The 14,422-nt window shown below is 33.6% G+C and carries 13 protein-coding genes; 2 read left to right on the forward strand and 11 right to left on the reverse strand.

Features of this window, described 5'->3' with window-relative positions; genetic code table 11:
• Positions 1 to 48 precede the first annotated feature (48 nt).
• Entirely contained in the window at positions 49 to 774 is a 726-nt protein-coding gene (locus BC748_RS07255) for an LOG family protein (protein ID WP_133532815.1), read from the reverse strand.
• A gap of 194 nt (positions 775 to 968) precedes the next feature.
• Positions 969 to 3,800 carry an excinuclease ABC subunit UvrA gene (gene uvrA / locus BC748_RS07260; protein WP_133532816.1) on the reverse strand — a complete coding sequence of 944 codons (2,832 nt, stop codon included), beginning with the start codon at positions 3,798 to 3,800 and terminating at the stop codon, positions 969 to 971.
• A gap of 112 nt (positions 3,801 to 3,912) precedes the next feature.
• Between uvrA and BC748_RS07265 the strand changes: the two genes are divergently transcribed.
• Positions 3,913 to 4,434: a hypothetical protein gene (locus BC748_RS07265; protein ID WP_133532817.1), complete on the forward strand. Its 522-nt coding sequence runs from the start codon at positions 3,913 to 3,915 to the stop codon at positions 4,432 to 4,434.
• 31 nt (positions 4,435 to 4,465) lie between these two features.
• On the opposite strand, the gene BC748_RS07270 is transcribed toward BC748_RS07265, so the two are convergent.
• The 4 genes from BC748_RS07270 to BC748_RS07285 are packed head-to-tail and all read right to left on the reverse strand — an operon-like array spanning position 4,466 to position 9,269.
• Complete coding sequence (locus BC748_RS07270) at positions 4,466 to 6,286, reverse strand: chloride channel protein (RefSeq protein WP_133532818.1); 1,821 nt, start codon at positions 6,284 to 6,286, stop codon at positions 4,466 to 4,468.
• Positions 6,287 to 6,323: 37 nt separating this feature from the next.
• The gene (locus tag BC748_RS07275; protein ID WP_133532819.1) at positions 6,324 to 6,995 is read right to left on the reverse strand and encodes a DNA alkylation repair protein; all 672 of its coding nucleotides are present in this window, start codon (positions 6,993 to 6,995) and stop codon (positions 6,324 to 6,326) included.
• Positions 6,996 to 7,004: 9 nt separating this feature from the next.
• Positions 7,005 to 8,672, reverse strand: coding sequence for a gamma-glutamyltransferase (gene ggt / locus BC748_RS07280; RefSeq protein ID WP_133532820.1), 1,668 nt, complete (start codon positions 8,670 to 8,672; stop codon positions 7,005 to 7,007).
• 6 nt (positions 8,673 to 8,678) lie between these two features.
• On the reverse strand, positions 8,679 to 9,269 hold the full coding sequence (locus tag BC748_RS07285; RefSeq protein ID WP_133532821.1) for an acyl carrier protein phosphodiesterase: 591 nt from the start codon (positions 9,267 to 9,269) through the stop codon (positions 8,679 to 8,681).
• 208 nt (positions 9,270 to 9,477) lie between these two features.
• Here BC748_RS07285 and glmM point away from each other — a divergent pair, with 208 nt between their 5' ends.
• A complete protein-coding gene (gene glmM / locus BC748_RS07290; protein ID WP_133532822.1) occupies positions 9,478 to 10,884 on the forward strand; it encodes a phosphoglucosamine mutase in 1,407 nt (468 codons plus the stop codon).
• An 81-nt stretch (positions 10,885 to 10,965) separates the two neighbouring features.
• Here glmM and BC748_RS07295 read toward each other — a convergent pair whose 3' ends face one another.
• The 5 genes from BC748_RS07295 to BC748_RS07315 form a co-directional block, all read right to left on the reverse strand.
• Complete coding sequence (locus BC748_RS07295; RefSeq protein WP_133532823.1) at positions 10,966 to 11,745, reverse strand: hypothetical protein; 780 nt, start codon at positions 11,743 to 11,745, stop codon at positions 10,966 to 10,968.
• Between the two features lie 112 nt (positions 11,746 to 11,857).
• Positions 11,858 to 12,217, reverse strand: a complete 360-nt coding sequence (locus BC748_RS07300) for a bleomycin resistance protein (protein WP_133532824.1) — start codon at positions 12,215 to 12,217, stop codon at positions 11,858 to 11,860.
• Positions 12,218 to 12,276: 59 nt separating this feature from the next.
• Positions 12,277 to 12,639, reverse strand: coding sequence for a DUF2200 domain-containing protein (locus tag BC748_RS07305; RefSeq protein WP_133532825.1), 363 nt, complete (start codon positions 12,637 to 12,639; stop codon positions 12,277 to 12,279).
• Between the two features lie 335 nt (positions 12,640 to 12,974).
• Positions 12,975 to 13,235, reverse strand: a complete 261-nt coding sequence (locus BC748_RS07310; protein WP_133532826.1) for a hypothetical protein — start codon at positions 13,233 to 13,235, stop codon at positions 12,975 to 12,977.
• A gap of 243 nt (positions 13,236 to 13,478) precedes the next feature.
• A complete protein-coding gene (locus BC748_RS07315) occupies positions 13,479 to 14,282 on the reverse strand; it encodes a hypothetical protein (protein ID WP_133532827.1) in 804 nt (267 codons plus the stop codon).
• Positions 14,283 to 14,422 lie beyond the last annotated feature (140 nt).

The following is a 14,422-nucleotide window of genomic DNA, read 5'->3' on the forward strand; positions in this document are numbered from 1 at the left end:
ACGTTTTAAATGTAGATGCAAAATATTGGATTTGGTTTCAAAAGAAACTTAAAAATTCGGACTTAAATTGTATTTTTTATAGAAATTATCCAAAGCTTCAACCACTTCGTCTTCGGTATCTACAATTTTTATCAAATTCATATCGTCAGGACTAACTGTTTTTTCTTGGTCAATTAGAACATTTTTCACCCATTCGATTAAACCTGACCAAAATTGGGTTCCAACAAGTATGATTGGAAATTTCCCGATTTTTTTGGTTTGAATTAATGTGATAGCTTCGAATAATTCATCCAAAGTTCCAAAACCACCAGGCATTACAACAAAACCTTGTGAATATTTTACAAACATAACTTTACGAACAAAAAAATAGTCAAAATTTAGATTTTTGTCTTTATCAATATAAGGATTGAAATGTTGTTCAAAAGGTAATTCGATATTCAATCCAACGGAAGTTCCACCGCCATTATGAGCACCTTTATTTCCAGCTTCCATAATTCCTGGTCCGCCGCCAGTAATTACACCATAGCCAGCTTTACTAATTTTATAAGCGATTTTTTCCGCTAGCAAATAATATTTGTCGTCTGGTTTTGTTCTTGCCGAGCCAAAAATAGAAACGCATGGACCAATTCGTGCCATCGATTCATATCCATTCACAAATTCAGACATAATTTTAAAAATTGCCCAAGAATCGTTTGTTCTTATTTCATTCCAAGTTTTTTGTTTTAGTTTTTCTTGGATTTTATCATCATCATTTTCGTATTTCTCTAATGCCATAGTAATAAATTTTATTTTTTTTTGGAGCTATTTACTTCGTCAGTTCGCTCTTTTGGAGCTCGTGTCCAGCTTTCCATTACAATCTTTTTTATTGTTTTTGTAACGTTTATTGCATCCCGAAGTTTCGGGAAAGACGTCTTTCAAAAAAACAATAAAAAAGGATTTCCATTGCAATCTGGGCTAAAAACAGCCTGCTAATTTAGTTCTTTTTTTAAAAATTGCGCTGTATAGCTTTTCTTATTCTTTATGATTTCTTCTGGAGTTCCTTTTGCAACAACTTCTCCACCAGCTTTTCCACCTTCTGGACCAATGTCAATAATATAATCTGCTAATTTAATTACGTCCATATTATGTTCGATAATCAAAACTGTATTTCCTTTTTCTACCAATTTATTAATTACATCCATCAAAACCCGAATATCTTCAAAATGCAAACCAGTTGTTGGTTCATCCATAATGTAGAATGTATTTCCCGTATCTTTTTTAGATAATTCAGTCGCCAATTTGATACGTTGTGCTTCACCACCAGAAAGTGTTGTACTTTGTTGTCCAAGCGTGATGTAACCCAATCCAACATCCTGAATGGTTTTTACTTTTCGGTAAATCTTGGGTATGTTTTCAAAAAATGGAACGGCTTCGTCAACTGTCATATTCAACACATCTGAAATGGATTTTCCTTTGTATCTGATTTCCAAAGTTTCCCGATTAAAACGTTTTCCTTGACACGTTTCACATTCTACATAAACATCAGGTAAAAAACTCATTTCTATTGTTCTAACTCCTGAACCTTCGCAAGTTTCGCATCGTCCGCCAGAAACATTAAAACTAAATCGACCAGCTTTATAACCGCGAATCATAGCTTCTGGTGTTTGTGTGTACAAACTTCTAATTTCCGAAAAAACATCAGTATAAGTCGCAGGATTGCTTCTTGGAGTTCTTCCAATTGGACTTTGGTCAATGTCAATCACTTTATCAATGTGCTCCAAACCTTCAATTTTTTTGAAAGGCATTGGTTTTTTTACTGCATTAAAGAAATATTCGTTCAAAATAGGGTAAAGGGTTTCATTAATTAAAGTTGATTTTCCACTTCCCGAAACTCCAGTAACGCAAATCAATTTTCCTAAAGGAAATTCTACCGAAACATTTTTTAAGTTATTTCCAGTTGCACCAGTTAATTTCAGCGTTTTTCCGTTGCCTTCACGACGTTTTTTTGGAACTTCAATCTGCATTTTTCCATTCATAAACTGCGCCGTAATGGTGTTCTCTTTCAGCAATGCTGTTGGTGTGCCAATACTAATGATTTCTCCACCAAATTTCCCAGCTTTTGGACCAATATCAATAACATAATCCGCTCGTTCAATCATGTCTTTATCGTGTTCTACTACCAAAACAGAATTGCCAATATCACGAAGATTTTCTAATGAATTAATCAATCTTTCGTTATCTCGTTGATGTAATCCTATACTTGGTTCGTCCAAAATATAAAGTACACCAACCAGTTGTGAGCCAATTTGAGTAGCCAATCGAATACGTTGTGCTTCACCACCCGAAAGCGATTTTGAACTTCTGTGTAAAGACAAATAATTCAAACCAACATCCATCAAAAACTGCAATCTCGATTTGATTTCTTTTAGAATTTCGGTTGCAATAGTAATTTGTTTTTCAGATAATTTTCCATCCAAATTTTGAAACCAATCAATCAGTTCAGAAATATCCATTGTAGATAAATCGGCTATATTTTTTTCATTGATTTTGAAATACAAAGCTTCTTTTTTCAATCTGGAACCGTGACAATCTGGACAGGCAATTTCGTCCATGAATTCTTTAGCCCAACGTTTTAAAGAGGTTGAATTGCTTTCGTCATATTGATTTTTGATGAAATTGGCAATACCTTCAAATTCAATTTTATAATCTTTCGTTACGCCTGCAGCTTCTGATTTTACAGAGAATTTTTCGTTTCCACCGTTCATAATCATTTCCATCGCTTCGGCAGGAATAGTTTCGATAGCATCGTTTAATGTAAAGCCAAACTTTTCGCCAATGATTTCTAATTGCTTAAAAATCCAAGATGATTTGTATTCGCCAAGTGGCGCAAAACCACCAGCTTTTATGGATAATTTTGGATTTGGAATAATCTTTTTTTCGTTGATTTGGTTAATTGTTCCCAAACCATTACAGCTATCGCAAGCACCTTTGGGCGAATTGAACGAAAAATTATTCGGTTCTGGATTTGGATAGGAAATCCCGGTAGTTGGACACATCAGCGTTCGACTGAAATAGCGAACTTCATTGCTGCCATGTTCGATAACCATCATAATATTTTCGCCATGATACATTGCGGTTTTGATGCTTTCTGCCAAACGTTTATCCGTATCTTCATTGTTACTGATTTCCATTCGGTCAACCACAATTTCGATATCGTGTGTTTTGTATCGGTCGAGTTTCATACCGGAAACCAAATCCTGAATTTCGCCATTTACACGAACTTTTACAAATCCTTGTTTGGTAATTTGCTGAAAAAGTTCTGCATAATGACCTTTTCTGGCACGAATGACTGGAGCTAAAATATTAATTCGTTTTCCGTTGAAAGTTTCTTTAATCAAACCTTGTATTTGCTCATCTGAATAAGAAACCATTTTTTCACCTGTGTTGTAACTGTATGCATCGGCAGCACGAGCAAAAAGTAATCGCAAGAAATCATAAATTTCAGTTATAGTTCCAACGGTCGAGCGAGGTGATTTGCTCGTTGTTTTTTGTTCAATAGCAATTACTGGAGAAAGTCCGTCGATTTTATCCACATCAGGTCGTTCCAATCCACCGAGAAATTGACGCGCATAAGCCGAAAAAGTTTCAATATATCTACGTTGACCTTCGGCATATATCGTGTCAAAAGCCAAAGATGATTTTCCCGAGCCCGACAAACCAGTAATTACGACTAGTTTTTCGCGTGGAATTGTAACATCAATATTTTTTAAATTATGAGCTCTTGCTCCAATAACTTCGATAAATTCGTCTTGATTTTGCATAAAATAGTGCTGAAACGCAAAAGTACTTTTTTTAACTCAAAATTCATTATAACGTTTGACAAGAATTTGTTAAAGAATTTTATATTTGGGAAAATTTTAAAAAAACAAAATAATGAAAATACTTGGTATCGGTTCACGTTTAAAACATGCTGAATATGGTGTTGGAGTTGTAACCAACGTCACTGCAAAGCATTATTGGGTAACTTTTATAGAAAACGGATTGGAAACTATTGATGTAGATAGTGAATTTGAAGTAATTGAAGCAGTTGAAGGTGAAGTAGATACAGTTAGTTTTTATGAAGTAGAAAAAACCTTGAAAAATCTATTGCAAAAATGGAGCGATGTTTCGCAAATTGTTCCCATTGCCGATAAATGGAAAGGCGGAAAATTAATAATGGAACCAGGAACACCAACTCAAAACAAAGAAGTTCCTATAGATATTTTTTTCAATAAAATAATTATGGTAAGAGATCGACTTCGAGTTATGGAACAAAAAATAAATTCAAGTAATTTAGATAATTCTGAAAAGGTTGAATTGCAACAATACATTACACGATGTTACGGAAGTATGACTACTTTTAATGTATTGTTTAAAAGTACAAACGATTATTTTGTGGGAGAAAAAACGAAGTAGTAATAGAAAACCTTTCAATTGAAAGGTTTTTTTATTCAATAACCATTTCCTTGAAATTGGTTCTATAATTTTCCAGAATATCAAGTTTAGAAAGACAACCAAAGTATTTACCATCTTTTACTAAAGGTAATACTTCGTGGTTGGTTTTGTCAAAGGATTTCATGATTTTTTCCATTCCATCATCAAACTGTAATATAACTTCGGGTTGAGTGAGAATTTCTTTTATGGTTGTGAATTTTACTCTGTAAGGATTGAAAATAAACGATTTGACATGTTGAAATTCAATTACACCGAGAAGATTTCTCTTTTCATCAACAATAGGAATTACTTTTTGAGATGTTGACGCAAATATTTCTACCACTTTTTCAAGTGAGTTTTCTACAGAAAGCGTTTGGTAATTGGTTTGGATTAATTTTAAAACATCAATTTTCAGTAAAATATTTTTGTCTTTATCACTGGTAAAAACATCGCCTTTATCTGCCAGAGGTTTTACATCCATTGAATGTTTTTCAAAACGTTTTGAAACCGCAAAACTAATGGAAGAAACAATCATCAACGGAACCATCAAATTGTATCCACCAGTAATTTCACCAATCAAAAAGATAGCAGTTAATGGCGCATGAAATAAACCACTTAAAATTCCTGCCATACCAACAATAGTAAAATTTGCAACGGGTAAATGGTTGTTAATTCCGGTTAAATCAAAAAATTTGGCAACAAAAAAACCCAAATAACTTCCAACAAAAAGTGATGGTGCAAAATTACCGCCATTTCCTCCTGAACCTAAAGTTAATCCGGTTGCAAAAGATTTCAGTAACATCGTTACACCAACAAAAATTAGTAAAATCCATTCGTTACTTTTATGATTGTCTAGTAAAGTATTTTCTAATAATGCACCAGGATTTTTGGTAGAAAGTGTTTTGATACTTTCATATCCTTCGCCAAAAAGTGTTGGAAAAAAGAAAATCATTAGGGCTAAAATACTTGCTCCAAAAAGTGCTTTGTTATAAATTTTACTTTTCTTTTTTTGAAAATAATGTTCCACTCTGCGAAAATTTCGAGCATGAAAAACCGAAACTAATCCTGCTAAAATCCCCAAAAGAATATAATAGGGAATATTATGATAATCAAATACTTGCTGTTGCTTAAATGACAACAAAACATCTTCATTTAATACAACTGTTGAAACCAAAGCTCCAGTTGCTGCCGAAATCATTATCGGGATAAAAGCCGAAATAGTAACATCGGCAAGAACAACTTCTATAGCAAATAAAACTCCAGCAATTGGCGCATTAAATGCAGCACCAATTCCAGCAGCAACGCCGCAGGCTAACAATAAAATTCTATCTTTTTGGCTTAAATGATAGCGTTGTGAAAAATTAGAACCAAATGCTGCGCCAGTGATTACAATTGGACTTTCTAAACCTGCAGAACCGCCAAGCCCAACGGTTAATGAGCTTGTTACAATTTGGGCATACATCTGTTTTTTGGGAACAATTCCACCTTTTTTGGCAACTGCATATAAAATTTTAGAACTTCCTTTTTCAATGCTTCCATCAAGTAAATGTTTGACCACAAAAACCGTTAAAAGAATTCCAATAATAGGCAACAAACTGTTGATATAAGGAAGTTTGAGATACGTATTTACATAATTAGCAAATACAAAAACGGAGTGCGCAAAATTCTTTAATAAAATTACGGCAAGCGAACATGAAATAGCAACAACTACAGCCGAAAAATAAAGAAATTGTCTTTCGGATATTTTCTCTTTCAAAGAAAAGATAATATTCTCTATTCTTCGAAAAATATTTCGGAAAACGATTTTATATAGTGGTGCTTTTTTTGTTGGCATTTATTTGAGAATATTCTACAAAAATAGCTATAAATGATTATTTTAAAATATTTCTCAGTGCTTCTTTTTTACTCAAAGGTTTTAAATTAGTGTTTTCTACATAGCTTTTTACCGCATTTGGATTAAATCGACCATAATCTCGAAGTGACCAACCAATGGCTTTTTGAATAAAAAATTCATTCGAATATTTGTGTTTTTCGCATTCGGATTTCAATAATTCAAAATTGGTTTTTTGCTTATAACTCAATTGAAAAAGAATGGCACTTCGATTGAGCCACATATTTTCTGAATTTGAAAACCGTTCGATTACTTTTAATGTTTTATCAGGAAATTGCAAAAGATAACCACCCAAAAGATATTTTGCCAAAACATCAACACTATCCCACCAAGAATTGGTAATAATCCATTGTTCAATGAGTTTGGCGTCTTCTTTTAAATACTTTTTTTTAATTTCTTTAATTAAAATTTCCATTCCACAATACTGGAATTCACGCTCTTTTTTGTTGAAAAGTTCCCAACTGATTTCTCGAAAATTGGATTGTATTTCCGATTGGTGTTTTTTCCATAAATCTTGAAAAACAGCTCTTCTTGTTTCGGTTTTAATACCTAAAAAAGAAAAATTATGCTTCATGTAAGCTTCCATTTTTGCTGCGTTTTCAGTATTTTTATGACGAAACAATTCGGTTTCTAATTCTTGTATGAAATTCATTTTTTTAATTTAATATCCAATAGCTTTATCATCTCCGCGAAAATCGGCTCCGCCTTCAATATTGCCATTTGGTAAAACCAAAATCGCATTTACTTTACCAATAATAGGTGCAAATTTTTCGTTAATAACATGACCTTTTTGTTTGAGCTTTTCTTTGACTTCTAAACTGAATTTTTTAGGTTCAAGCATAATTTCATCTGGCAACCATTGATGGTGAAAGCGTGGTTGATTTACGGCTTGTTGCATTCCCATTTCAAATTCATATACATTTAAAATAGTTTGCAAAACCGAAGTGATTATGGTCGAACCGCCAGGCGAACCCAAAAGCATTAATAATTTTCCATTTTTCTCCACGATTGTTGGTGTCATCGAACTAAGCATTCGTTTTTCGGGAGCAATGCTGTTGGCTTCAGCACCAATTAATCCGTAATAATTAGGAACTCCGGGTTTTGCCGAAAAATCATCCATTTCATTATTGAGAAAAAATCCCAGTTCGTCACAATATAGTTTAGAACCATACGCACCGTTCAAAGTTGTCGTCACCGAAACGGCATTTCCGTTTGTATCAACAATCGAATAATGAGTGGTTTCATCACTTTCTACAACCTGAATGTCACCATGACTAACTTCTTTGGATGACGTTGCATTTTCAAAAGAAAAGTTTTGCATTCGATTTTTTAAATAATTTTCGTTGAGCAATTCTTTTTCTGGTATAGTAACAAAATCCGGATCGCCAAGGAAATAATTTCTATCGGCATACGCTCTACGTTCAGTTTCGCTCAAAAGATGGATGTAGTTAGCCGAATTGTGTTGCAGTTTTTTAAGGTCGAAGGGTTCAATCATTTTCATAATTTGAGCCAAAGTAATTCCGCCGCTACTTGGTGGTGCCATCGAAATGATATTCAGTTCTTTGTATTGAAAAGTTATCGGTTTTCGCCAAATGGTTTTGTACTTTTTTAAATCTATTAGCGAAATTATTCCGCCTTTGCTTTTTATAAATTTGACTAATTTTTTTGCAGTTTTTCTTTTGTAGAATTCGGCTTCTCCGTTTTTAAGAATTTGTTCTAATGTATTAGCTAATGCCATATATTTTATGGTATCGCCAACTTTAAAGTTTTCTGCATAAAGTGTTTGATTCCCGCTTAGTTCAACAATTTTAGAGCGATATTCATTGAGTTTTGCATGTTCTTTTTCGGTTACAACAATACCTTTTTTTGCCAAAAGGATAGCAGGTTCAAACAACTCTTTTAGTGGTAATGAACCAAATTTTCTATGGATTTCAAATATAGCTGCAACACTTCCCGGAATGCCAACGGATAAAGCACTATCGGTACTCAAATTAGGAATTACATTGCCATTTTTGTCCAAATACATGTTTTCGGATGCTTTTAACGGTGCTTTTTCTCTGAAATCAAGCGAACCAATTTCACCGTTATTTTTTCGATACACCAAAAATCCTCCACCCGAAATATTTCCTGCATAAGGATAAGCAACTGCCAATGCCAAATGTGTTGCAATCATAGCATCAAATGCATTTCCACCTTTTTTTAGAATGTCAATGCCAATTTTGGAAGCTTCTTCACGAGCCGAAACCACCATGCCATTGGAAGCAGTTACACCTTGCTGTCCAAAACAAATTTGAAGTAAAAAAAGGAAAAGGATAATCGTATTTTTCATATAATATTATCCGTTTAATTCGTGAATTTTTTGTTGGCAATGCTCTTGAAGTTCCATAAAAAATTGCGTAAACTCGGTTTCAAACTCCAAGTAAAACTTTTGTAATTCCACTATCGATTCATGCATCGCAACACGATTTTTGGTTCGGTGATCCATTTGGAACAAAATCATTTCCAAGCCTGAGATGGAAGCATAGCTTACCAACCAATTTCGAGCAATCATATACGGCATCATTCCTTGAATTTTAGCCGTAAGTAAATCATAATTGTCTTGTAAAAGCTGATAAAATTCATCGGCATACTCTTCTAGTTTTTTATTGGAATAATTTGCCCAGTTTTTTGCCAAAAAATGGTCGTAAAAAATGTCCATAATCACACCAGAATAATGTCCGTATTTTTCATGCAATCGATGTTTGCTTTTTCTATAAACGGGATGCATATCCGTAAAACTGTCAATCGTGCGATGGAGTAAAATACCTTTTTTTATTTCTTCGGGATAATTTTCATAGCTATTTCCACGAATACTATCTGCCATAAAATTACCAATTTTCAGCAAATCGTTGTTACCAGACAGATAAATATGTGCTAGGAAATTCATTAAATAGTTTAAAAGGTTAAGTGTTTATGAGTTTAAATTGTTTTAAATCCATTTTACTATCAAATAGCTTCGTTTATTTCTGATTGTTTTGTAAATATATTAATTCTTTCAATGTTTTATTAAAATCCAAATCATAACTTTTTATATTTGTATTTTACACGAGTTAGCTCTTAAACTTTTAAACTCATAAACTTTTAAACAAAAAATAATGACATTAATCAAATCAATATCAGGAATTCGCGGAACAATAGGAGGAAAGGTTGGAGACAATTTAACGCCAGTAGATGCTGTGAAATTTGCTTCGGCTTATGGAACATTTCTAAAAGCCGGAAGAGATTCTTCGCAAGCTCAGAATGACAAAAAGATGAAAGTAGTTATTGGTCGTGATGCTCGAATTTCAGGTCCGATGATTCATAATTTAGTAGTCAATACTTTAATTGGTTTGGGAATTGATGTTATTGATTTAGGTTTATCTACAACACCAACAGTTGAAGTTGCCGTTCCGATGGAACAAGCCGATGGCGGAATTATTTTAACAGCTTCTCACAATCCAAAACAATGGAATGCTTTGAAACTTTTAAATGCAAAAGGTGAATTTCTTAGCGGTGCTGAAGGTGCAAAAATATTAGAAATTGCCGAGGCAGAAGCGTTTGATTTTTCGGATGTAGATAGTTTAGGAGAAATTATGGCAAACGATGCTTACATGGATATTCATATTGATGAGGTTTTAGAATTACCTTTAGTTGATGCCGAAGCTGTTGCCAAAAGAAAATTCAAAGTAGTAGTTGACGGCGTGAATTCTTCAGGTGGAATTATTATCCCAAAACTTTTGGAACAAATGGGTGTAGAATGTGTAAAATTATACTGTGAACCTAACGGACATTTTCCTCACAATCCAGAACCATTGAAAGAACATTTGGGTGACATTTGTAAACTAGTCATTGAAGAAAAAGCCGATTTCGGAATTGTTGTTGATCCAGATGTTGACCGTTTGGCGTTTATTTCTAATGATGGCGAAATGTTTGGCGAAGAATACACGTTGGTTGCCGTTGCGGATTATGTTTTGAGTAAAACACCAGGAAATACTGTTTCTAATATGAGTTCGTCGCGTGCGTTGCGTGATATTACTGAAAAACACAACGGAAGTTATCAAGCCAGTGCCGTTGGAGAAGTAAATGTGGTAGAATTGATGAAAGCCACAAACGCCATAATTGGTGGCGAAGGAAACGGCGGAATTATTTATCCAGAACTGCACTATGGAAGAGATAGCTTGGTTGGTGTGGCTTTGTTTTTAACGCATTTAGCAAATTTAGATGTTACAGTTGCTGAACTTAGAGCAAGTTATCCGCAGTATTATATGAGTAAAAACAAAATTGAGTTAACACCACAAATTGATGTTGACGGAATTTTGGCAACACTTACTGAAACTTATAAATCTGAAAATATATCTACAATTGATGGAGTAAAAATTGATTTCCCAACGGAATGGGTTCATTTGCGTAAATCAAACACGGAACCAATTATCCGAATTTATACAGAAGCACCAACCCAAGGTGCTGCTGATGCTTTAGCTGTTCGTTTTGTAAATGAATTGAAAGCTATTGCTGGTATATAATTTATTTTTTATCTCTAAAAACAAAAAGCCCTGACAATAAACATCAGGGCTTTTCAACTTAAAAACAAATCTCAAAAATTATTAATCATCTAGTTCACAGGAATCTTTAATTTTATTTTTTATAGCGTTGGCTAACGATTGATTTCCATCAGTGTCGTTTGGACCTATCTCAATCAAACCATCACCATCACCATCGGTAGCGTTGCTTAAATCTACTTGGCTCAATACTTGGTTTAAATTGAAGTTGAATACCAATTCATAAGAACCATTATTAACAACTAAGTTTTGGTTGTCATCTTCATAATCGATTTCGAAATCTTCTTCAACATTATGCCAAAATACAAATGGTGTACCGCCAATAGTTCCTTTGATTTCAATTGATTTATTGTACATTTCTGATGCAGAGTCAACATTGCGGTCTAGTTTGAATTCTACTTCTTCATAAATACCGTTTGGAATACTAACTGTAGTAACTACTGAATTTTGGTTTAATAAGTCCAATTCAAATGGTCCAGCTAAGTCAAATTCATCATCATCTCCATAAAATCCGTCATCGTCATAGCTGTTGTCATCATCATCATAACCATCGTTGTCATCGTCATCATCATTGTCGTTGTCATCATAGTAGTCTTCAGCAAATTCAAATTCAATTTCTCTGATGTTGATTTTGAAGGAAGTTAAAACTACATCTTCATTCATCGCTACACCGTTTGCAGAACGATTGGCTGTTGGCGTATATACAGCGCTTGCTTTGATGCGTAGTTGATTGTTACCGTTGTTGCTGGTACTGTCGTCACTAGAACAAGACGCCACAAACAACATTAATAATAAAATACCCAAAAGTGCTTTTACATTTTTCATAGTTATAAATTTTGTGTTATATAACTAAAACAAGCTACTTTAAATTTACCCTACTTAAATTTTGAAAAAAAATAAAATAATTTTCACTTTTAGGTCTAAAGTACTGGTGGAGTTAAAGATAGCTTTCGCCAAAAGTCAATAAGTTTTTATCAGGATCAAGGATGGAAAACTCTTTTTGTCTCCAAGGTTTTAGTTCGAGCAAACCGTTGGGGTGAATTCGTGTTTTGTTGTCGAGCAATGTTTGATAGAGGTTGTCAATAGCATTGGTTCGAATGTAAACCTGACCGTAGTTTTCATCAGGATTTAAATCGGCAAATTCAAAAAAATGAATTTCTACTTCGTCTTTTTTTACCATTAAATAGGAATCGTAGTCTTCTTTGCCAATATCAATAAACCCTAATTGATTGATATAGAAATCTCGGGTTTTGGCTTTGTTGCGCATGGGTAATTTTGGGTGAATTGATGTTAGCATAGTTTGATTTTTTTATTTTTTGCCACGGATTGCAAGGATTTTACGGATTATTTTGTGTTTTAACTCCGCAAAATCTTTTCCATTGTTTTTCCTTTTGCTAGTTCATCAACCAGTTTGTCGAGATAGCGAACTTGTTTTGTCAACTCGTTCTCGATTTCTTCAATGCGATAACCACAAATCATTCCTGTGATGAGGTTTGCCTTTGGATGGAGTGTTGCTTTATTGAAAAAAGTTTCAAATGTAGCGTTGCTTACTATCAGTTCTTGGAGTTGTTGGTCATTAAAACCAGTTAACCAACTAATCACTTGGTGCAACTCTTCTTTAGTGCGGTTTTTTTTCTCGACTTTCGTTACATAATGCGGATAAACCGATGCAAAAGTCATTTTGGCTATGCGTTCGTTATGTTCGTTAGTTGGGTTCATTTTTTTTATCCTTGTATGCAAAATTGAGTTACTAGCATTTTTCTTTTATTGTTGAAGAAACAACATATATATAATTACCCAAACGCCTACACATACAAAACCAACATACAACGTATTTAGATTTTGCTTCAAGTCTTTTTTTATTAACCCTCGATATACTATCCAAAGAGCAAAGTAGGTTATAAACGCTAAAGGAAAATATAATCTAAACATGGTTGGTGTTGTTTGTTAATTATTTCTGTTAAAGATAAAAATTCTTTCGAAAAGTGAACGTGAACTTACCGCAAAATTCACAATCGTGAGAAATGGCTGTTATAAGCTGGCTTCGTATTCCCTTAGGCAGGTGTCTTGTTGACTTTGGCGGATGCTTTGTTTAGTTTGGCGGATGCCTTGTTCACTTTGGCGGAAGGCTTGTTTAGTTTGGCGGATGCTTTGTTCACTTTGGCGGGTGTCTTGTTCACTTTGGCGGATGCTTTGTTTACTTTGGCGGGTGTCTTGTTTACTTTGGCCGGTGCCTTGTTTACTTGAGCCAAAGGCTTGTTTAGTAGAGCCAAAGGTTTGTTTAGTTGAGCCAAAGGCTTGTTTAGTTGAGCCAATGTCTTGTTTAGTTTGGCCAGTGCCTTGTTTATTTTTTGAAAAGTTAGTTTCTAAGCTACTTTTTTGGTTTCTTCCAACGTGAATTTACTTTACCGCAAATTTTTTGAGAAGCTAGCTTATGACGTTCCTGTGCTTGGTGAGGTTGCGAACTTTTGAAGTGATTATTTTCTGTTGAGGGTAAAAATTCTTGTGAAATGGAAAGGTGGACTTGTGACGAAATTTGTAATTGCTTGAAAAGGTTGTTAGTGGCTGGCATTTTGTATCTTTTCAAAGTAGTCTCCTTTAAATTGATATTTTATTTTCTGTTTTGTCAACTTTCCTTCTTCTGTAATTAACGGTATAATTATAACTTTATTCTTCACATCATATTTTAACCAAGCATATTCTCTGTCAAGCGAGTTCGGTTCTTGATTAACACTTGATGAGAAGTCAATATCATAACTTAATTCATTTTTAATTCCAGATTTTGTTTTTATAAGTTTAGCGTTATCATTTAATTTTCCGTTTTCAATACTGAATATTTTTATTTTATGACTTGAAACTGCGGAGCTACCAATTGAAATGCATTTTACAATATAAAAAGTTTTCTTTTTTGAGATTACTTGGTCAAGAATTTCATAAGAATAGCTACTTTCTCCGTATTCATCAACATCGGATAATAACTTTTGAGAAAAGACTTTTTTACTGCTTTTAAATTGAAATATATTCCTAAAACTTCTCATTGTTCCACCAGTTTCTGTATCCCAAGAATAAATCCTAAAAAGACTGTTTTTGGATGTTGATATTTCCAAACCACTTTTCGTTAAATCTTTAAAGTCAAGAGTTAATGTTTCTGGAAATGAAGATGTACATTGTAGCAATAGTTTTTCAAAATCTTCATTACTTTTATTAATTGAATCGTAAGCAAATTCATTTTTGCCTCTTTGGTCTGTGTAAAATTCAATTTTTTCAAAAGTATCTTTTAATTTTCTGTTACAAGTTTTAATGTCTTGTCCATAACTTGGAAAAGTTAATATAGATACTAAAAGCCATATTTGAAATTTCATATAGTCTTATTTAACGTGATGTATACTTGCCACTAACGTTCCGCCGATTCTCTTCAGTTGCGAACTTCGGAACTGATTATTTTATGTTAAAGATAAAAATTCTTGTGAAATGGAAGGGTGAACTTAGTACAAAATTGGCA

The sequence above is a fragment of the Flavobacterium dankookense genome (assembly GCF_004362665.1).
GTDB classification, from domain to species: domain Bacteria; phylum Bacteroidota; class Bacteroidia; order Flavobacteriales; family Flavobacteriaceae; genus Flavobacterium; species Flavobacterium dankookense.